19 protein-coding genes are annotated in these 19,920 nt (G+C 73.8%); 14 read left to right on the top strand and 5 right to left on the bottom strand.

Translation table 11 applies throughout. From position 1 onward, the window contains the following. Positions 1–6 precede the first annotated feature (6 nt). A complete protein-coding gene (locus AS857_RS20615) occupies positions 7–1,224 on the bottom strand; it encodes a bifunctional adenosylcobinamide kinase/adenosylcobinamide-phosphate guanylyltransferase (RefSeq protein ID WP_058044763.1) in 1,218 nt (405 codons plus the stop codon). A gap of 138 nt (positions 1,225–1,362) precedes the next feature. Here AS857_RS20615 and AS857_RS20610 point away from each other — a divergent pair, with 138 nt between their 5' ends. Further along, complete coding sequence (locus tag AS857_RS20610) at positions 1,363–1,572, top strand: hypothetical protein (RefSeq protein WP_058044762.1); 210 nt, start codon at positions 1,363–1,365, stop codon at positions 1,570–1,572. A gap of 46 nt (positions 1,573–1,618) precedes the next feature. Here the strand turns inward: AS857_RS20610 and AS857_RS20605 are convergent, their stop codons facing one another. Then, positions 1,619–2,707 (bottom strand): S1C family serine protease, encoded by a 1,089-nt coding sequence (locus AS857_RS20605; protein WP_058044761.1) that lies wholly within the window; start codon positions 2,705–2,707, stop codon positions 1,619–1,621. Positions 2,708–2,849: 142 nt separating this feature from the next. Next, the gene (locus AS857_RS20600) at positions 2,850–3,503 is read right to left on the bottom strand and encodes a class I SAM-dependent methyltransferase (RefSeq protein ID WP_245700636.1); all 654 of its coding nucleotides are present in this window, start codon (positions 3,501–3,503) and stop codon (positions 2,850–2,852) included. Between AS857_RS20600 and AS857_RS41565 the strand changes: the two genes are divergently transcribed. Beyond that, positions 3,438–3,584, top strand: coding sequence for a hypothetical protein (locus tag AS857_RS41565; RefSeq protein WP_245700762.1), 147 nt, complete (start codon positions 3,438–3,440; stop codon positions 3,582–3,584). The genes AS857_RS20600 and AS857_RS41565 overlap by 66 nt on opposite strands. Positions 3,585–3,643: 59 nt before the next feature. Here the strand turns inward: AS857_RS41565 and AS857_RS20595 are convergent, their stop codons facing one another. Beyond that, entirely contained in the window at positions 3,644–4,246 is a 603-nt protein-coding gene (locus AS857_RS20595) for a DUF3043 domain-containing protein (RefSeq protein WP_058046944.1), read from the bottom strand. Positions 4,247–4,524: 278 nt separating this feature from the next. On the opposite strand from AS857_RS20595, the gene AS857_RS20590 reads away from it, so the two are divergent. From AS857_RS20590 to AS857_RS40065, 6 genes are all read left to right on the top strand, one after another. Then, positions 4,525–5,319, top strand: coding sequence for a PspA/IM30 family protein (locus AS857_RS20590; protein ID WP_079110530.1), 795 nt, complete (start codon positions 4,525–4,527; stop codon positions 5,317–5,319). Between the two features lie 45 nt (positions 5,320–5,364). Beyond that, positions 5,365–5,643 (top strand): PspA-associated protein PspAA, encoded by a 279-nt coding sequence (gene pspAA, locus AS857_RS20585; RefSeq protein ID WP_058044759.1) that lies wholly within the window; start codon positions 5,365–5,367, stop codon positions 5,641–5,643. 102 nt (positions 5,644–5,745) lie between these two features. Further along, positions 5,746–6,972 carry a sensor histidine kinase gene (locus AS857_RS20580; RefSeq protein ID WP_058044758.1) on the top strand — a complete coding sequence of 409 codons (1,227 nt, stop codon included), beginning with the start codon at positions 5,746–5,748 and terminating at the stop codon, positions 6,970–6,972. Positions 6,973–7,067: 95 nt separating this feature from the next. Then, positions 7,068–8,126: a nicotinate-nucleotide--dimethylbenzimidazole phosphoribosyltransferase gene (locus tag AS857_RS20575; RefSeq protein WP_058044757.1), complete on the top strand. Its 1,059-nt coding sequence runs from the start codon at positions 7,068–7,070 to the stop codon at positions 8,124–8,126. Positions 8,127–8,192: 66 nt separating this feature from the next. Further along, positions 8,193–9,959 (top strand): phosphatidylglycerol lysyltransferase domain-containing protein, encoded by a 1,767-nt coding sequence (locus tag AS857_RS20570; protein WP_058044756.1) that lies wholly within the window; start codon positions 8,193–8,195, stop codon positions 9,957–9,959. Next, the gene (locus tag AS857_RS40065) at positions 9,956–10,678 is read left to right on the top strand and encodes a hypothetical protein (protein WP_058044755.1); all 723 of its coding nucleotides are present in this window, start codon (positions 9,956–9,958) and stop codon (positions 10,676–10,678) included. Before AS857_RS20570 ends, AS857_RS40065 begins: the two co-directional genes overlap by 4 nt. Here the strand turns inward: AS857_RS40065 and AS857_RS20560 are convergent. Further along, entirely contained in the window at positions 10,645–11,382 is a 738-nt protein-coding gene (locus tag AS857_RS20560) for a hypothetical protein (RefSeq protein ID WP_058044754.1), read from the bottom strand. The genes AS857_RS40065 and AS857_RS20560 overlap by 34 nt on opposite strands. A gap of 75 nt (positions 11,383–11,457) precedes the next feature. Between AS857_RS20560 and AS857_RS20555 the strand changes: the two genes are divergently transcribed. The 6 genes from AS857_RS20555 to AS857_RS20530 all read left to right on the top strand — a co-directional run bounded on the left by AS857_RS20555 (position 11,458) and on the right by AS857_RS20530 (position 19,912). Further along, the gene (locus AS857_RS20555; protein WP_058044753.1) at positions 11,458–12,255 is read left to right on the top strand and encodes an adenosylcobinamide-GDP ribazoletransferase; all 798 of its coding nucleotides are present in this window, start codon (positions 11,458–11,460) and stop codon (positions 12,253–12,255) included. Between the two features lie 573 nt (positions 12,256–12,828). Continuing rightward, positions 12,829–14,361, top strand: coding sequence for a leucyl aminopeptidase (locus AS857_RS20550; protein ID WP_058044752.1), 1,533 nt, complete (start codon positions 12,829–12,831; stop codon positions 14,359–14,361). A gap of 304 nt (positions 14,362–14,665) precedes the next feature. Then, positions 14,666–16,054, top strand: coding sequence for a dihydrolipoyl dehydrogenase (gene lpdA, locus AS857_RS20545; RefSeq protein ID WP_058044751.1), 1,389 nt, complete (start codon positions 14,666–14,668; stop codon positions 16,052–16,054). A 49-nt stretch (positions 16,055–16,103) separates the two neighbouring features. Continuing rightward, complete coding sequence (gene sucB / locus AS857_RS20540; protein ID WP_058044750.1) at positions 16,104–17,885, top strand: 2-oxoglutarate dehydrogenase, E2 component, dihydrolipoamide succinyltransferase; 1,782 nt, start codon at positions 16,104–16,106, stop codon at positions 17,883–17,885. Between the two features lie 188 nt (positions 17,886–18,073). Further along, positions 18,074–18,697: a GntR family transcriptional regulator gene (locus tag AS857_RS20535; RefSeq protein ID WP_058044749.1), complete on the top strand. Its 624-nt coding sequence runs from the start codon at positions 18,074–18,076 to the stop codon at positions 18,695–18,697. 249 nt (positions 18,698–18,946) lie between these two features. Beyond that, complete coding sequence (locus AS857_RS20530) at positions 18,947–19,912, top strand: helix-turn-helix transcriptional regulator (RefSeq protein ID WP_058044748.1); 966 nt, start codon at positions 18,947–18,949, stop codon at positions 19,910–19,912. The last annotated feature ends 8 nt before the right edge of the window (positions 19,913–19,920 follow it).

Here is a 19,920-nt window from a genome sequence, read left to right as displayed (position 1 = left end):
GAGCGCTCAGCGCAGCGCGAGGGCCTGTCCCGCCACCACCAGCAGGACGTGCTCGCACTCCGCGGCCACCGCCGTGTTCAGCCGGCCCAGCTCGTCGCGGAAGCGCCGCCCCGACGCCGTCGCCGGGACGACCCCCGAACCCACCTCGTTGCTCACCGCCACGACCGTGCGCCGCGTGGCCCGCACGGCCGCCACCAGCTCCGCGACCCTCGCCGCCAGCGCGTCCGCGCCCCCGTCGGCCCACGACTCGTCGTCCCACGCCCCGACCGAGTCCATCGCGTCCGTCAGCCACAGCGACAGGCAGTCCAGCAGCAGCGGCGGGCCCTCCCCGGCCAGCAGGGGCACGAGGTCGCAGGTCTCGGCCGTGCGCCACGAGCCGGGCCGGCGCTCGCGGTGCAGGGCCACCCGCGCCGACCAGTCGGCGTCGCCCGGGCGGGTGCCGCCCGTGGCCACGTAGAGCACGTCGGGGAACGACTCCAGCCGCCGCTCGGCCTCCACGGACTTGCCCGAGCGGGCGCCGCCCAGCACCAGCGTGCGCCGCGGCAGGTCCGGTACCGCGTGGTAGTCGCCGACGACCAGCGTCGTGCCGTCGGGCACCGTGCGGGCGCCGGCCGCGGCGAGCTGCCGGTGCAGCTCCCGCCCGGGCGGCACGTCGTGGTCGAGGTGCACGGCGAGGACGTCCGTCGTGGCCGTGACGGCGCCCGCGGAGCGCAGCCGGGCGAGCGCGTCCGGCCGGCCGAGGACGTCGAGCAGCACCATGTCGTACGGGCCGCCCGGGCGGTCGGGGCCGGGGCCCGGCCCGTTCAGGCCAGCGGGGGCCGCGCCCGGCGGTAGGTAGAGCAGGCGCTCGCCGTCCGCGGCGGTCACCTCGTACCCCGTGCCCGGGGCGTCCAGGGCCACCGCCCGGATCCGGTGGCCGCTGATCACGGCCAGCTCCCGGCCGTCCGGCACCCGGACCGGCGCGGGCAGGCCCGCCGGGAACTCCACGGCCGGCCCGTCGTGCGGGTGCGAGAGCAGGACCTGCCGGACCCCGGCGATCGACCGCCCCGCGCGGGCCGCGGCGAAGGCCGGCCCGGGGGTGAGGTCCAGCAGCAGCGCCCCGTCGACGAGGACCGCGGTCGCGGCCCGCGCCTCGTCGCCCACGGCGGTGGCGCAGGAGGCGCAGGGGCAGTCGGGGCGCGGCAGCCCTTCGGGGGCTCCGGTGCCGAGCAGTGTCAGTTCCACGCACTGATCGTCTCGCGTCCGCGCGCGGCGGGCGCGCGGGGCTCACCCTTTCTCGTCGCCGACGGGCCGTTAGGCTGCGCAGCGCAGCACGTATGCAGGACCTATCCAGCACGTTCCGGTGGGACTCAGGAGGCGGACATGGCGTGGTTGTGGCGGTTCGAGAAGGCCGACGGGACGGAGACCTCCCCGGCGGTCGAGCCGGAGGAGTTCACGACTCAGGGCGATGCCGAGTCCTGGATCGGCGAGGTCTGGAAGGAGCTCCTGGACGGCGGCGCGGAGCAGGTGACGCTGTTCGAGGACGACACGAAGATCTACGTGATGAGCCTGCGCGCGGCGGCCGAGAGCTGACCTGCGTCCCGCTGCCTGCCGCCCCCGGAAGGGGCGGCAGGCGGTCTCAGATTTCACCGAGGGTCACGGTCGTGGTGTGCTCGGCGCCGTCCCGGTCGTAGGTCACCTCGGTGCGCTCGCCCGGCTTGAGGCCCGCGAGCGCCTCGGACAGGGACTGCATCGTGGAGATGCCGCTCCCGCCCACCGCGGTGATCACGTCCCCTGCGCGCAGGCCCGCCCGGTCGGCGGGACCGCCCTGGTTGACGGCGACGACCGCGACGCCGGCCGGAGTGAAGTCCGGGCCGACGATCGTGCGCCCGGTGATCCCGAGCGCGGCCCGGCCGGAGTCGGTGACCCTGCCGCTCCTGACGATCTGGCCCGCGACGGTGCGGACGGTCACGGCGGGGATCGCGAAGCCGATGCCGGGCGCCGGGCCCCGGCCGAGCTCCGGGTCGGTGGCGGCGAGGGTGGGGATGCCGATCACCTGGCCCGCGAGGTTGACGAGGGCGCCGCCGCTGTTGCCCGGGTTGATGGCCGCGGAGGTCTGCACCATGTTGGCGATGGTGGCGCCCGTGCCGCCGCCGCTGCGGCCGGAGCTCACGGTGCGGCCCACGGCCGAGACGATGCCCTGCGTGACGCTGCTGGACAGGCCCAGCGGATTGCCCATCGCCAGCACGATCTGGCCGACCTCCACCTTCGAGGAGTCCCCGAAGGTGGCGGGCTTGAGGCTCTTGGGGACCTCGTCGAGCCGGACGACCGCCAGGTCCTGCTCGGGATAGGCGGCGACCAGCCGGGCGCCGACGGGGCCGCCGCCGGTCGCCAGGGTGACCTTGAAGGACTGCGCGGAGCCGACGACGTGGGCGTTGGTGACGATGTGGCCCTTGTCGTCGTAGACGACGCCCGAGCCGAGGCTGTCGCCCGCGGTGATCTGCACGACGGACGGCAGGACGTCCTTGACCACCTTCTCGTAGGCGGCCTGGAGGTCCCCGGCGGACCCCCGGATGGTGGGCGCCCCGGACACGGCGGGCGCCTTCTCGGGGCCCTCCCGCTCCACGGGGCGGGGCGAGGTGGCGGAGCAGCCGGCGGTCAGCGCGGCGGAGCAGACGAGGGCGGTCAGCAGGAACGTGGCACGGGCATGGGCGCGTGAGCCATCCATGCTCGGAGTATTGCCCCTGCGGGGGCCCCTGTCCCGGCCGGGCCTACGAACGGGTGGTACGGGCCGGGTGCACGGCTCGGGGCGGCCCCGGCGGGCCCGGGCCGCGGGAAGACCGGCGTCGGCGCCGGGCGCCCCGGGGCCGCTAGCCCCGGACGCCGCACAGGTGCAGCAGGGCCGCCACCGAGCGGTAGGGATCCGTTCGTCCGGCCCGGTCCTCCGCGAGGATCAGCCGTTCCAGCTCCGGGCCTCCCGGCGGCTCGCGCCCGTCGACCGCCTGGTCGGTGAAGACCCGCACGCCGTACCAGGTGTGCAGCGGCGCCCCGATCCCGGCGAGCGTCGCCGTCAGGGTCTCCCGGCGGTCGGCGCGGACTTCCAGGCCGATGCGGTTGGTGTAGGCGGGCGAGTCGAAGGCGGCGAGGGCGGTGTCCCAGTCGCCGGCGAGGCCCGGGTGCATGGCCAGGGCGTCGGCGTTGCGCACCAGGAGGGACAGCAGGCCGCCGGGGGCGAGCACCCGGGCCAGCCCGGCGAGCATCGGATCCGGCTCGGGCACGTACATCAGGACGCCGTGGCAGAGCACGATGTCGAAGGAGCCCGGGGTGAAGTGGGCGCCGGTCTCGCGGCCGTCGCCCTCGACGAGCCGCACCCGCTCCCGGATGCCCTCCGGCTCGGCGGCCAGCGCCTCGCGCACGGCGCCGAGCATCACGGGATCGGACTCCAGGCCGGTGACCTCGTGGCCCGCGCGGGCCAGCCGGAGGGCCTGGGTGCCCTGGCCGGGGCCGACGTCGAGGATGCGCAGCCGCCGGCCGACCGGATAGCGGGCGCTTATCTGCTCGTCGAGCTGGCGGGCGACCAGCTCCTGCCGGACGGTGTTCCGTAAGCCCCCAAGGCCCCGGAGCCGGCCCTCGGCACCGGCACCGAAGCCGGGTGCGAAGGCGCTCAGGGCTTCTCCCCGCGCTTGACCTTCGGCTTGGGCAGGCGCAGCCGGCGCATCTGGAGCGTGCGCATGATGGCGTAGGCCACCGCACCGCGCGTGTTCTCGTCGGGGAAGCGCTGCTTGAGGGCGCGCTTGAGGGAGATGCCGGTGACCGCCGAGTTGATGACGATCAGGGCGATCACGATCATCCACGCGAGGAGCACGTACGTCTGGAACGCGCCCTTGTTGATCATGCTGAGGATCAGGATGAGGACGGCGAGCGGCAGGAAGAACTCCGCCACGGAGTACCGCGAGTCCACGAAATCGCGCGCGAAGCGGCGGACGGGGCCCTTGTCGCGGACGGGCAGGTAGCGCTCGTCCCCGTTGGCGAGGGCCTCGCGCTGCTTGGCCAGGTCGGCCCGGCGGGTCTCGCGGGCGCGCTTGGCGGCGTCCTTGCGGTTGGCGGGCGTGTGCGCCACGGCGCGGCGCTGGGAGTTCGCCTCGCTGCGCTTGGGGGTCGGGCGGCCCTTGGGGGCCTGCGGGTCACGGGTCTGCTGGGGCTGGTCCGCGGTCACCTTGGCGGCGGCGGCCTGCTCATCCTTGGAAGTGGAACGGCTTCGGAACACGAAACCCAAGGGTACGGGGTAAGGGGAGCGGGTACCCGCCCGTCCGGGGGAACGATCCGGCAACGGCAGCCGTTGCCCTGGTTGTTCCCCCGCTCCTCCCCGGACTTCTCCCCGGGTGGACGTCTACTCCCTGCGCCGGAGGACGGCGGCCGCCTGATCGTCCTGGAGGAGGAGCGCATCGGGGCCCGAACAGTGCGGTAATGGAAGCAGGGCCCTTACTGTGGGGTCTGCAAGGTGTGCTGGAGCCGAAGTCCGTCAGAAGGGGGCGCGCGAGGCCCATGAGCGGTGTCATGAAGCGTATGGGGATGATTTTCCGCGCGAAGGCCAACAAGGCCCTGGACCGGGCCGAGGATCCGCGCGAGACCCTCGACTACTCGTACCAGAAGCAGCTCGAACTGCTCCAGAAGGTGCGCCGCGGCGTCGCGGACGTCGCCACCTCCCGCAAGCGCCTGGAGCTGCAGCTCAACCAGCTCCAGGGCCAGTCCTCCAAGCTGGAGGACCAGGGCCGCAAGGCCCTCGCCCTGGGCCGCGAGGACCTGGCCCGCGAGGCCCTCTCCCGCCGCGCGGCGCTGCAGCAGCAGGTCAGCGACCTGGAGACGCAGCACCAGACGCTGCAGGGCGAGGAGGAGAAGCTCACCCTCGCCGCGCAGCGCCTGCAGGCCAAGGTCGACGCCTTCCGTACGAAGAAGGAGACCATCAAGGCCACCTACACCGCCGCCCAGGCCCAGACCCGCATCGGCGAGGCCTTCTCCGGCATCTCGGAGGAGATGGGCGACGTCGGCATGGCCATCCAGCGCGCCGAGGACAAGACGGCACAGCTGCAGGCCCGCGCCGGCGCCATCGACGAGCTGCTCGCCTCCGGCGCGCTCGACGACCCCACGGGCATGGCCAAGGACGACATCACCGCCGAGCTGGACCGCCTCTCGGGCGGCTCGGACGTGGAGCTGGAGCTGCAGCGGATGAAGGCCGAGCTGGCCGGCGGCAGCGCCCCGAAGCAGGCCATCGAGGGCGGCAACGGCGGCCAGGCCGCCTCCCGCACCGAGCAGGAGCGGCCGCGCTTCGACAAGCAGTAGTCCGCAGGTCCCAGGCACCCGCACCCGACCGAGGGAGAGACCGTCATGATCGTACGGATCATGGGGGAAGGGCAGTGGAAGCTCGACGACGCCCACTTCGTCGAACTCAACAAGCTCGACGACGAGCTCCTGGAGGAGATGGAGAACGGTGATCAGGAGGGCTTCCGCCGCACGCTCGACGCCCTGCTGGAAGCCGTGCGCCGGCTGGGCGGCCCGCTGCCCGACGACGCCCTGGAGCCCTCCGAGCTGATCCTGCCCGCTCCCGACGCGAGCCTCGAAGAGGTCCGCGAGATGCTGAGCGACGACGGCCTCATCCCCGGCTGACCGCCCGGGCCCGCTCCGCCCGGTACCGGTACTCCAGCACCCGCCGCGCCCCTGTCCCCGTCCGGGACGGGGGCGCCGCCACGAGACGGGACCCCTCTCGCGATGAGCTCCCTCGCCGTTCCCGGCATGGCCCGCCCGCACCGCTGGCTGCGGGCGCACCCGGTCGCCGCCGACTCGCTGCTCTCCCTGGCCGTCTTCGCGATCGTCCTCATCGGGTCGTTCGCGGGGCGGGGCCGGGCCACGGAGCCGCCGGGGGCCGGCTTCCTGGTGCTGAGCGCGCTGACCTGCGCCGCGCTGGCGGCGCGCCGGGCCGCCCCGCGCACGGTCCTCGGCGTGACGTCCGCCCTGACCCTGGCCGAGATCGCCACCGACCGCGCCGCTCCCCCGCGCACCCAGATCGCGATGGCCGTGGTCGTGGCCCTCTACACCGTCGCCGCGCGCACCGAACGCCCGGCGGCGTGGCGCTTCGCCCTGGCCACGGTCGCGGGCCTGACCGCGGCCGTCATGGTCCTGGGCGCCCCGCCCTGGTACTCCCCCGAGAACCTCGGGCTCTTCGCCTGGACGGCCCTGGCCGGGGCCGTGGGCGACGCCGTCCGCAGCCGCCGGGCCTACGTCGCGGCGATCGAGGAGCGCGCGGTACGGGCCGAGCGCACCCGCGAGGAGGAGGCGCGGCGGCGGGTGGCCGAGGAGCGGCTGCGGATCGCCCGCGAGCTGCACGACGTCGTCGCCCATCACATAGCGCTCGTCAACGTCCAGGCCGGCGTCGCCTCGCACATCATGGACAGCCGCCCCGACCAGGCCAAACAGGCCCTCGCCCACGTACGGGAGGCCAGCCGCTCGGCGCTGTCGGAGCTGCGCGCCACGGTCGGGCTGCTGCGGCAGTACGGCGACCCGGAGGCGCCCACCGAGCCCGCGCCCGGCCTCGGCGTGCTCGACCAGCTCGTCGACGGGTTCGCCCGGGCGGGGCTGGAGGTGACGGTCGCCGGCGGGCCCGAGGCGGTGGCGGCGGTCGGGGCGCTGCCGGCGGCGGTCGACCTGACGGCGTACCGCGTCGTCCAGGAAGCCCTGACGAACGTCCACAAACACGCGGGCCCCGGGGCGCGGGCCGAGATCACGCTGACCCGCGGCCCGGACGCCCTGTCCGTGACCGTCCAGGACGACGGCACGGGGTGCCCTCCCGGCGGGGCTGCGCTCACGGGCGGGCACGGCCTGGTGGGCATGCGGGAGCGGGTGGCGGCACTGGGCGGCGAGTGCGTGGCCGCCTCCGGCGAGGGGGGTGCGACGGGCTTCCGCGTCCGGGCGACGCTCCCCCTCCCGAGGAGACCGTAGGGGCACGGCCCCCGCGCCCCGTCGCCGCCCGGCGAACCGGCAGCAACCCGTACGAGCCAGGTCTAGCCGCCCTCCGGGCGGGTAGGGTTCGGCGGATGAGCGGTCTGAATCTTGATGACTTCGCCACGCTGATCGAGCGCCCCGACCCGGGCGTGCGGCGGGACGCGGAGGAGCGGCGGGAGCGGCTCGGGCTGCGGCCCGGTGCGCTGGGGCGGCTGGACGAGCTGGCCGAGTGGCTCGCCGCCGCGCAGGGGGCGGTGCCGGTCAAGCCGGTGGAGCAGGTCACGGCCCTGGTGTTCGCGGGCGACCACGGGGTCGCGAAGCTGGGCGTCTCCGCGGGCCCCGAGGGCGGCGCGGCGGTCCTGGTGAAGGCGGCGCTGGCCGGCGAGAGCGCGGGCGCGGTGCTGGCCCGGCGGGCCGGGGCGCGGCTGCGCGTGGTCGACATGGCGGTCGACTGCGATCCCGCCGAGCTGCCGGAGGAGGTGACCCGGCACCGTGTCAGGCGCGGATCCGGCCGGATCGACATCGAGGACGCGCTGACGCCCGAGGAGGCGGAGGCCGCGTTCCGTACGGGCATGGCGATCGCCGACGAGGAGGCCGATTCGGGCACCGACCTGGTGGTTCTGGGCGATCTGAGTGTCGGCGGCACCACGGCGGCCGGCACCCTGATCGGCGCGCTGTGCGGCACGGACGCCTCCGTGGTGACGGGCCGCGGCGGCTTCGGCATCGACGACCTGGCCTGGATGCGCAAGTGCGCGGCGATCCGGGACGGTCTGCGCCGGGCCCGCCCGGTGCTGGGCGACCAGCTGGAGCTACTGGCGGCGACGGGCGGCGCCGACCTGGCCGCTGCCACGGGTTTCCTGCTGCAGAGCGCGGTGCGCCGCACCCCGGTGATCCTCGACGGAGTCGTCTCCGCGGCGTGCGCGCTGGTCGCGCAGCGGGTCGCGTTCCGGGCGCCGGACTGGTGGCTGGCCGGCCAGGCCGGCGGCGACCCGGCGCAGGCGAAGGCGCTTGACCGGATGGCGCTCAACCCTCTGCTCGATCACGGCGTCACTGTGGGCGAGGGGACTGGGGCGCTGCTCGCTCTGCCACTGGTGCAGGCGGCCGCGGCCCTGGCGGCGGACCTTCCCGAGCGACTTCCGGATCGCGACTGACCGACAGGCAGCCGGTGTGAGGAGCGCGGAGCCCGCCGCAGACAATGCCCCGAATGATGATCTTTCATGGGAGAAGTCCGCTTGACTCCGGATGAGGGCGCACCTGCCGGCGCCAGGTCACGGCGCGCCGCCGCTTTCGCCGTGTGGTACCTGCGCTTCGTCACCTTCGTCAATCTGCTGAGCGCGGTGTGGGTGTCGTTCGGCGCGGACATCCGGCGGCACAACGACGCCGAGTTCTTCACTCCGTACCTGCTGACGGCGGGCTTCGCGTCGGCGCTGTGGTCGTTCGTCATGGCGGTCACGCTGCGCCGGCGCAAGCGCGCGTCGTGGATCCTGAACCTGGTGCTGGCCGGGCTGTTCCTGGTGTTCATGGCGACGCTCATGTTCTCCCGGGAGTTCAACCGGCACGCGCTGAACTGGTTCTCGCTGGTGGCCACGGGCCTCTTCGTGGGGGCCCTGCTGGCCGGCCGCAAGGAGTTCTACGCCAAGGGCGACCGCTCCAACCCGAAGCTGGCGGCGATCGTCGCCGTCGTCGGCCTGCTGGTCACCTCGCTGACGGCGGCGCTGCTGGTGCGGGCCGCGAACGACGCCCCGGACGAGTACCGGGCGACGTTCCTCGACCGCTGGCACTACGGCTTCATGCGGCTGATCTCGCTGCAGGTCGACGAGAGCGCCTACCCGGGGCTGTCCGTCCCCGGGTGGGTGGACGTCACCATCAACGTGATGAGTTCGGTCCTGCTGCTGGTCGTGGTGTACGCGGCCTTCCGGGCCCGCCGCGCCACCGACCCGCTCACCGCCGAGGACGAGGAGAAGCTGCGCGCCCTGCTCGACCGGCACGGCGACCGCGACTCCCTCGGCTACTTCGCGCTGCGCCGCGAGAAGAGCGTCATCTGGTCCCCCAGCGGCAAGGCCGCGGTCACCTACCGCGTCGTGGGCGGGGTCTCGCTGGCCTCCGGCGATCCCATCGGCGACCCGGAGGCCTGGCCCGGGGCCATCGAGCCGTGGCTGGCGGAGGCGCGCGAGCACGGCTGGATCCCGGCCGTCATGGGCGCGAGCGAAGAGGGCGGCACGATCTACGCGCGCCACGGCATGGACGCCCTGGAGCTCGGGGACGAGGCCATCGTGGACACCGCGGAGTTCACCCTCGAGGGCCGTGCCATGCGCACCGTGCGGCAGGCGTACAACCGGGTCAGGCGCGCCGGCTACACGGTGCGGATCCGGCGCCACGAGGACATCCCCGAGAAGGAGATGGCGCAGCTCCTGCTGCGTGCCGACGACTGGCGCGACGGGGCGACCGAGCGCGGCTTCTCGATGGCGCTGGGCCGGCTCGGCGACGCGCTCGACGGCCGCTGCGTGATGCTGGAGTGCCACGACGGCAGCGGTGAGCTGCGCGCCCTGCTGAGCTTCGTGCCGTGGGGCCCCAAGGGGCTGTCGCTGGATCTGATGCGGCGCGACCGCGACTCCGAGAACGGCCTGATGGAGTTCATGGTCATCGAGCTGCTGCAGCAGGCCAAGGGGCTGGGCATCCACCAGGTGTCGCTGAACTTCGCGATGTTCCGGTCGGTCTTCGAGCGCGGCTCCCGGCTGGGCGCGGGGCCGGTGCTGCGGGCGTGGCGCTCGCTGCTCAGCTTCTTCTCCCGCTGGTGGCAGATCGAGTCCCTCTATCGAGCAAATGCGAAATACCGCCCCATCTGGGAGCCTCGTTTCATGCTGTTCGAGAAGAGCAGCGATCTGCTGCGGATCGGCATCGCGAGCGCACGCGCCGAGGGCTTCCTGGAGGCCCCCGGCCTGCCCAAGTGGCTCAACCGCAAGCACCTGGAGAGCCGACGATGAACCGCGCGGCGCTGCGACGCGCCGCGCTGACCGAGTGGGGCCCGCTCTTCGGGACCGTCCGGCGGGCGCTCGTACGCAAGAAGTTCCGGGCGGTCCCGATGACCCTCGCGGCGGTCCTCCTCACCGCCGTCTTCCAGATCGTCCAGAACCAGTCCTGGGGCTTCGGGCCGGTGCAGCGGATCGGCTCGGTGCAGGCGCAGCTGCCGTGGTGGCTCGCGCTGCTGCGGACGCCGCTGTCGCTCTTCGTCCCGGCCCTGGACCTGCCGGTGTGGGGCGCGCTGGCGCAGGTCCTGCTGGTCTTCGGCATCGCCGAGATCTGCCTGGGCAAGTGGCGCACGCTCGCCATCTCCTACGTGGCCACGCTCGCCGGGACGATGTACGCGCGGCTGGCCGTCCACATCGGTCCCGACTCGGTGTTCGGGCTGCCGCCCGAGGCCGCCAAGGTCGTCGACACCGGTCCGTCGGCGGCCGTCGTAGGGCTCGCGATCTTCGTCTCCTGGCGTTACCGGGCCTGGTTCACCTGTGCCGCGGTCGTGCTCGCGATGGCGGTGGAGGTGGTGATCAAGCCGAACCTGGCGGGGAAGGAGCACATCGCGGCCGTCGTCGCGGTGCTCGCGCTGTGCGCGGCGGACGAGGTGCGGCGCAGGCGCCGCGAGGCCCGCGCGCAGGAGGACGTCCAGCGCGGTCAGCGGTCCGGGGCGCCCGCCAGCAGGTCGTGAATCCTGTTGCGGACCGCCTCCCAGCGCGCGTCGTGCCGGTAGGCCCGCACCCGGGCCCGGCGGCGGGCCCGCGGCCGGTGGCGGTAGAAGCGCCGCGCCCAGGGCGATCCGGGGCGGGCCAGGCGCACCGCGCCGAAGAGGGCGACGAACGGGACCACCGCGCCGATCAGGGCGATCCGCGGCTTGCCCTTGGCCAGGGCGAACAGGGCGATCAGGAAGTTGATCAGGACGTTGACGACCACGAGGCCGCGGTCGTGCAGCTCCTCCGGGGTCAGCTCGTTCACCCCGAAGGGCAGGAAACCGGCCAGCACCAGGCCCACGAGGGCCGCCGTCAGCACGACGAGCTCGACGCTCTTGCGGCCCTGCTCGGTCCAGTAGACGTCGTCCAGGTGCAGGACCAGCGCGAACTCGTCGAGGACGAGCCCCGCCCCCGTACCGAACAGGACGGCCGCGGTCATCGCCCCGAGGCCGTGCCGGCCCGAGGCGACGGCGCCGAAGCCGCCGATCACCATCAGCACCACGCCGGGCACCACGTGGTGGACGTGTATCCCGCCGGGGCTGATGTTGCGGAAGGGGCCCTTGCCCGCGCGGATCAGACGGGTGATGACGCGGGTCACCAGGAAGGTCAGGACGAAGGCCCCCAGGGCGAGCAGCAGGGGCAGCTTCCCTGGCTCCACGATGTTGCGGCTCAACCACTGGCCCATGACGTACGCACCCGCTCCCGATCGGCCCTCCACCGGCAACCTACTGCCCTCGGCGGGCCGGATAGTGTGCCCGCGATGACCGACACGACACCCGCGCGCGCCACCCCCGGCGACGCCCTCCGCTTCGCCTTCGGCACGCTCACCGTGCTGCCCGTCCGCCTCACCCGCTGGGACCGCCCCGCCGCGCGCGGCGGCATGCTCGCGGCACCGCTGGCGGGGCTCGCGGTGGGCGCCGGGGCCGCGGCGGCGGGGTCGGCGCTCCTGGCGCTGGGGTCCGGGCCGCTCCTGGCGGCGGTGGCCGCGGTCGCGGTGCCGGCGGTCCTCACCCGCGGGCTGCACCTGGACGGCCTGGCGGACGTCGCGGACGGGCTGGGCAGCGGGAAGCCGGCGGACGACGCGCTGCGCATCATGAAGCAGTCGGACATCGGGCCGTTCGGGGTCGTGACACTCCTGCTCGTCCTGCTGGCGCAGGTGGCGGCGCTGTCCGGGGCGTACGCGGCGTCCCCGCTGCGGGGGGCGCTCGCGGCGCTGACGGCGGCCGTGACGGCCCGCTGCGCCCTGACCCTCGCGTGCCGCCCGTCCGTACCGGCGGCCCGCCCGGAGGGCCTGGGGGCGGCCGTGGCAGGCGTGGTGCCGCCTCGCGGGGCGCTGGCGGCCGGAGTGGCGGTGGTGGCCGCCTGCGCGGCGTGGGGCGCCCTCCTGGGCCCGTACGGCCCCCTCCACACGACCGCGGCGGCCGCGACGGGCCTCCTCGGCGCGGAACTGCTCCTCCGCAGGTGCGTGTCCCGCTTCGGCGGGGTGACGGGCGACGTCTTCGGCGCCCTCGCGGAAACGGCGGCGACGACGGCCCTGGTGACCATGACCCTGGGCTAGCGCCCCGGCCCGGCAACGCCGGTGGAGCACCGGGGTGGCTGATCACCGCCGCGGCGGAAGATGCCCGGTGCCGGCCGGGCAGACAGAGCGCCCCGCACCCGGGCACGCTCCCCGAGCACCACGCACCTTCCCACCGCCGCAACGGCGAGAACCCCACTCGACCAACCCGGCGGTGCCCATCCCCGCCGAGCCGGTCACGGCACCGCCGGTCAGCATCACGGTGGCTGATCACCGCCGCGGCGGAGGACGTACCGGCCGACCGCCCGGGAAACGGCTGACTGTCCGGCAAATGGCGCCCACCAGGCACTTCTCCACCGCCGCAACGGCGGGAACCCACACGACCGACCCGGCGGCGCCGAGCCCGGCCGGGCACCGCACGGCACCGCCGAAACGCGCCACTGTGGCCGATCACCGCCGCGGCGGAGGTGGACGCGGGCCCGGCGCCGGCCGAACCGCGCGGCCACTGAAGACCCTTGGATGCCCCCCGCAGCGATATGGCGCATACGATGCCCGGGGTGCGGCCGACCCACCCGCTCGGCCGAGAAACTCAACGGAAGTAGGGACCTCACCACCGTGTCTGCTCTGACTCTCAGCACTTCCAGTGCGGCGACGCTGCGCGCGGACGCCGTCGTCATCGGCGTGGCGAAGGGCCCGAAGGGCCCCGTCGTCGCGGCCGGCGCCGAAGCCGTTGACAAGGCCTTCGACGGCAAGCTGACCGCCGTCCTGGAGGCCCTCGGCGCCACCGGCGGCGAGGGGGAGACGACCAAGCTCCCCGCCCCGTCCGGGCTGAAGGCCCCGGTCGTGCTGGCGGTCGGCCTGGGCGAAGCCCCGGCGAAGGACGAGGGCTTCGCCCACGAGGCCCTGCGCCGCGCCGCGGGCTCCGCGGCCCGTGCGCTGGCCGGTTCCAAGAAGGCCGCGTTCGCGCTGCCCGTCGAGGACGCCGACGCCGCCGGCGCGGTCGCGGAGGGCGCCCTGCTCGGCGCGTACTCCTACCGCCCGGCCCGCAACGCCGCCGCCGCGAAGAAGGACGGCAAGGCCGACAAGGGCGCCCCGCTCGCCGAGATCGCCCTGCTGGGCGGCAAGCCCCGCGACAAGGCGTTCAAGGCCGCGGCCGAGCGCGCCGCGACCGTGGCCGAAGAGGTCAACCGCGCCCGCGACCTCGTCAACATGCCGCCGAACGAGCTCGACCCGAAGACCTTCGCCGCCGCGGCCCAGACCGCCGGCAAGGAGTTCGGCCTCAAGGTCGAGGTGCTGGACGAGAAGGCCCTGCTGAAGGGCGGCTTCGGCGGCATCATGGGCGTCGGCCGCGGCTCGGACGCCCCGCCGCGCCTGGTGCGGATCGGCTACACCCACCCGAAGGCGGAGAAGACCCTGGCCCTCGTCGGCAAGGGCATCACCTACGACTCGGGCGGCATCTCCCTGAAGCCGGCCGGTCACAACGAGACCATGAAGTGCGACATGGCCGGCGCGGCCGCCGTCTTCGCCGCGGTCGTGTCCGCCGCCCGCCTGGGCCTGAAGGTCAACGTGACGGGCTGGCTGGCCCTCGCGGAGAACATGCCCTCCGGCTCCGCCACCCGCCCGGGTGACGTCCTGAAGATGTACGGCGGCAAGACCGTCGAGGTCCTCAACACGGACGCCGAGGGCCGCCTGGTCCTGGGCGACGCCCTGGCCCGCGCCTCGGAGGAGAACCCGGACGCGATCGTGGACGTCGCCACCCTGACGGGTGCCATGGTGCTCGCGCTGGGCAATCGCACGTTCGGCGTCATGGGCAACGACGACGCGTTCCGCACCTCGGTCTACGAGATCGCCGAGGAGGTCGGCGAGCAGGCGTGGCCGATGCCGCTCCCGGGCGAGCTGCGCAAGGCCATGGACTCCCCGGTCGCCGACTTCGCCAACATGGGCGAGCGGATGGGCAGCGGCCTGCTCGCGGGCATCTTCCTGAAGGAGTTCGTGGGCGAGGGCATCGCCTGGGCGCACCTGGACATCGCGGGCCCGGCGTACCACGAGAGCGCCCCGTACGGCTACACCCCGAAGGGCGGCACCGGCTCCGCGGTCCGCACGCTGGTCCGCCTGGCGGAGCACACCGCCGCCGGCGACCTCGGCTGAGCATCACCCACGGTCCGCACGGCCCGTACGGTCGCACGGTCCCGCGGCTTTTGCCCGGGGCCGTGCGGATCCGTTCGCTTGTAACGAAATACCTCGGCCGTACGCACGAGTAACCCCCGAAGGTGACGCAACCGTCGCCTCCGGGACCGGCCCGGCGTCCCGCCGTCCGTCAACAAATGCGAAGATGTTGTCTCGGCAGGACAGGGCCCCCCTAATCACAGGGCCGAAGAAACGCGGCCGAACGACAGCCGCCGCCCGGTCATCGGTGACCGGCTCCGGCGTACCCATGCATGGAGGACGTGACGTGGCGAACGACGCCAGCACCGTTTTCGACCTAGTGATCCTCGGAGGCGGTAGCGGCGGTTACGCCGCTGCCCTGCGCGGAGCGCAGCTGGGTCTGGACGTCGCCCTGATCGAGAAGAACAAGCTTGGCGGGACCTGCCTGCACAACGGCTGCATCCCCACCAAGGCGCTGCTGCACGCCGGTGAGGTCGCGGACCAGGCTCGCGAGAGCGAGCAGTTCGGTGTCAAGGCCACCTTCGAGGGCATCGACATCGCGGGCGTCCACAAGTACAAGGACGACGTGATCGCCGGCCTGTACAAGGGCCTGCAGGGCCTGGTCGCCTCCCGCAAGGTGACCTACATCGAGGGCGAGGGCCGCCTGTCCTCCCCGACCTCCATCGACGTGAACGGCCAGCGCATCCAGGGCCGCCACGTCCTCCTGGCGACCGGCTCCGTGCCGAAGTCGCTGCCGGGCCTGGAGATCGACGGCAACCGCATCATCTCCTCGGACCACGCGCTCACCCTGGACCGCGTGCCGAAGTCCGCGATCATCCTGGGCGGCGGCGTCATCGGCGTCGAGTTCGCCTCCGCGTGGAAGTCCTTCGGCACCGACGTCACCGTCGTCGAGGGCCTGAAGCACCTCGTCCCGGTCGAGGACGAGAACAGCTCCAAGCTGCTGGAGCGCGCGTTCCGCAAGCGCGGCATCAAGTTCAACCTGGGCACCTTCTTCCAGAAGGCGGAGTACACCGCCGACGGCGTCAAGGTCACCCTTGCGGACGGCAAGGAGTTCGAGGCCGAGGTGCTGCTGGTCGCCATCGGCCGCGGCCCGGTCTCCCAGGGCCTGGGCTACGAGGAGCAGGGCGTCGCGATGGACCGCGGCTACGTCCTGGTCGACGAGTACATGCGCACCAACGTGCCGACCATCTCGGCCGTCGGTGACCTCGTCCCGACCCTCCAGCTCGCGCACGTCGGCTTCGCAGAGGGCATCCTGGTTGCGGAGCGGCTGGCCGGTCTCAACCCCGTGCCGGTCGACTACGACGGCGTGCCGCGCGTCACGTACTGCCACCCCGAGGTCGCTTCCGTCGGCATCACCGAGGCGAAGGCCAAGGAGCTGTACGGCGCCGACAAGGTCGTCGCTCTGAAGTACAACCTCGCGGGCAACGGCAAGAGCAAGATCCTGAAGACCGCGGGCGAGATCAAGCTCGTCCAGGTCAAGGATGGTGCCGTCGTCGGCGTCCACATGGTCGGCGACCGCATGGGCGAGCAGGTCGGCGAAGCCCAGCTGATCTACAACTGGGAGGCGCTGCCCGCCGAGGTCGCGCAGCTCATCCACGCGCACCCGACGCAGAACGAGGCTCTGGGCGAGGCTCACCTGGCCCTGGCCGGCAAGCCGCTGCACTCGCACGACTAAGTCCCGAGCGCACCACCATCCGCACTACTCGTAAGGAGCAACCGCAACCATGGCGGTTTCCGTAACCCTGCCGGCGCTCGGCGAGAGCGTGTCCGAGGGCACCGTCACCCGTTGGCTCAAGGCCGAGGGTGAGCGCGTGGAGGCCGACGAGCCGCTGCTCGAGGTCTCCACCGACAAGGTCGACACCGAGATCCCGGCCCCCGCGTCCGGCATCCTCGCCTCCATCAAGGTGGCCGAGGACGAGACGGTCGAGGTCGGCGCCGAGCTCGCGATCATCGACGACGGCAGCGGCGCCCCCGCCGCCGCCGAGGCTCCGGCCGCTGCCGAGGCTCCGGCCCCGGTCGCCGAGGCCCCCGCCGCCCCGGCTCCGGCCGAGGCCGCCCCCGTGGCCGAGGCGCCCGCCGCCCCGGCCGCCGCCGAGGCTCCGGCCGGCGCCGCCCAGGGCACCGACGTGGTCCTGCCCGCGCTGGGCGAGTCCGTCACCGAGGGCACCGTCACCCGCTGGCTGAAGCAGGTCGGCGAGACGGTCGAGGCCGACGAGCCGCTGCTCGAGGTCTCCACCGACAAGGTCGACACCGAGATCCCGGCCCCGGTCTCCGGCGTGCTGCTCGAGATCGCCGTCGGTGAGGACGAGGTCGCCGAGGTCGGCGCCAAGCTCGCCGTGATCGGTGCCGCGGGCGCGGCTCCGGCCGCTGCCGCTCCGGCCGCCCCGGCTGCCCCCGCCGCCGCTCCGGCCGCTCCGGCCACCCCGGCCCCGGCTGCCGCCCCGGCCGCCCCGGGGACCCCGGCTCCGGCCGCGGCCCCCGCCGCTCCGGCTGCTCCGGCCGCCCCGGCCCCGGCTCCCGCGCCGGCCGCTCCGGCCGCCCCCGCGGCGCCGGCCCCGGCCGCCGCTGCCGCCGTCACCGACGGTGCCTACGTCACGCCGCTGGTGCGCAAGCTCGCCGCCGAGAACGCCGTGGACCTCACCCGGGTCCAGGGCACCGGCGTCGGCGGCCGCATCCGCAAGCAGGACGTCATCGCCGCCGCGGAGGCCGCCAAGGCCGCCCCGGCCCCGGCTGCCGCCCCGGCCGCTGCCGCCCCGAAGGCTCCGGCCCTCCAGGCGTCGCCGCTGCGCGGTCAGACGGTCAAGATGCCGCGCATGCGCAAGGTCATCGCCGACAACATGATGAAGGCGCTGCACGGCCAGGCCCAGCTGAGCTCCGTGATCGAGGTGGACATCACCAAGATCATGCGGATGCGCGGCAAGGCCAAGGACTCCTTCGCCCAGCGCGAGGGCGTCAAGCTGTCGCCGATGCCGTTCTTCGTCAAGGCCGCCGTCCAGGCGCTGAAGGCCTACCCGGTCATCAACGCCCGGATCAACGAGGACGAGGGCACCATCACCTACTTCGACTCCGAGAACGTCGGCATCGCCGTCGACTCGGAGAAGGGCCTGATGACCCCGGTCATCAAGGGTGCGGGTGACCTCAACATCGCGGGCATCGCCAAGAAGACCGCGGAGCTGGCCGGCAAGGTCCGCACCGGCAAGATCAGCCCGGACGAGATGTCGGGCGCGACCTTCACGATCAGCAACACCGGCTCGCGCGGTGCGCTGTTCGACACGGTCATCGTGCCGCCGAACCAGGTCGCGATCCTGGGCATCGGTGCGACCGTCAAGCGCCCGGTGGTCATCAGCCACCCGGAGCTGGGCGAGACCATCGCCGTCCGCGACATGACCTACGTGACGCTCTCCTACGACCACCGTCTGGTGGACGGCGCCGACGCCGCCCGCTACCTGACGGCGATCAAGGAGCTCCTGGAGGCCGCCGAGTTCGAGGCCGAGATCGGTCTGTAGTCCTCGCGGCACGGCAGGATGTCATCAGGGCGCGGCCCCGGCTCGTTTCGTACGAGCCGGGGCCGCGCCCTTGTGCACCGCCGGGATAATTGAGTCACCGCCCGAGTCGCCGCCCCCCGCACCCGCCGCCCCCGCACCGCCGCACCACCCCGCACTACCGCGCACCACCCCGCTGAGGAGCCTCTCCCATGGCCACACCCGTCGTGCACTCGCTGCGTGAGCAGATCCGCGAGCACATCCTCGAAGGGATCGTCGGCGGGCGCTGGCAGCCGGGCGAGCGGATCGTCGAGCGGCGGATCGCCGCCGAGCTGGCGGTGAGCCAGACGCCGGTGCGCGAGGCGCTGCGCGAGCTGGAGTCGCTGCGGCTGATCGAGTCCTCGCCCAACAAGGGCGTCCGGGTCCGCGAGCTGACCGCCACGGATCTCAAGGAGAGCTATCCGGTCCGGGCCGGCCTGGAGCAGGTGGCCGCGGAGCTGGCCGCGCCCGCGCTGGCCGAGGACGTCTCGGCGCTGGAGCCGGAGGTGGCCGCGCTGTACGAGGCGGACCGGGTGGGCGACGGCGAGGCGCAGGTGCGGCACACGGTCGCCTTCCACCGGGAGATCGTGAAGGCCGCGGGCAACGCCGTCCTGCTGCACACCTGGGAGTCGCTGGGCATCGAGGTGTGGACGACGCTGTCGATCCGCTGGCTCAGCCCGGAGCCGCGCGCCCACGCGGAGGACCACGCCGAGATCGTGGCCGCGTTCCGGCGGCGCGACCCGGCGATCGGGGAGCTGCTGAAGACGCACGTGCTGAGCTGCGCGCCGCGGATCTGACGCGGATCCGACGTGGATCCGACGTGGATCCGACGTGGATCCGAGCCCCCTGGTGTCCCTGCCGGGTGGTCTCTGTTGGGTCTCAAGGATTGATCGATCATCGATCAGGGGCGTACAGTCTCCGTCGAGCCGTCCCGCGCGCCCTGTCCTGTGTCGCGGAACGGCTCAGAAGTGACGACAGGAGCCCGTGCGTCTTCCTGCCCTGGCTGCGCACCGGCTCCTGTCGCCACTCCCCTTACCCTTTGAGCCATGCGCGCCGCACGGCTGATCAAATTGGTGCTGCTGCTCCAGTCCCGCCCTTCGATGACGGGCACCGAGCTGGCCCGGCAGCTGGAAGTCTCCGAGCGCACCGTCGCCCGGGACGTCCTCGCGCTGTCCGAAGCGGGCGTTCCCGTCTACGCCGACCGCGGCCGCACGGGCGGCTACCGCCTCGTCGGCGGCTACCGCACGCGCCTGACCGGCCTCGGGCGCACCGAGGCGGAGGCGCTGTTCCTCTCCGGGGTCCCCTCCGCGCTGCGCGAGATGGGCCTGGCAGACGCGGCCTCGGCCGCCCGCCTCAAGGTCTCCGCCGCCCTCCTGCCCGAGCTCCGCGACGCCTCCGCGTCCGCGGCCCAGCGCTTCCACCTCGACGCACCCGGCTGGTGGCGCGAGGGCGACCCGCCGCCCCTGCTGCCCGCCGTCGCGGACGCCGTCTGGGACGACCGCCCCGTCACGGCCCGCTACCGGCGGCGGGACACCGAGGTCGAGCGCGAGCTGGAGCCGTACGGACTGATCCTCAAAGGGGGCATCTGGTACGTCGCGGCCCGTGCCGGCGAGCAGTTCCGCGTCTACCGGGTGGACCGCTTCACGGCCGTGGCCGCCCGGGCGGACCGCTTCGAACGGGACGGGACGTTCGACCTGCCGGCCTTCTGGGAGGAGCGGGCAGCGGAGTTCGCCCGCTCGATCCTCCGCGACCGGGTCGGTCTGCGCCTCACTCCGGACGGCGCCCGGCGCCTGCCGCACGTGACGGACGGCGCGGCCGCCGCCGATGCCCTGGCGGCCGCCCCGGCCCCCGACGGCCTCGGGCGCGTCACGGTCACGCTGGCCGTGGAGTCCCTGGACGTGGCCTACGAGCAGTTGCTGGCGCTCGGCCCCGAGGCGGAGGTCCTGGGCCCGCCCGAGCTGCGCGAGCGCTTCGCGGAAGCGGCAAGAAGGGTGGCCGAGCTGTACGGCTGAGGCGGCGA

The organism is Streptomyces roseifaciens (assembly GCF_001445655.1).
Classification (GTDB): Bacteria; Actinomycetota; Actinomycetes; order Streptomycetales; family Streptomycetaceae; genus Streptomyces; species Streptomyces aureoversilis.
This window is presented reverse-complemented; position numbering and strand designations above follow the sequence as displayed.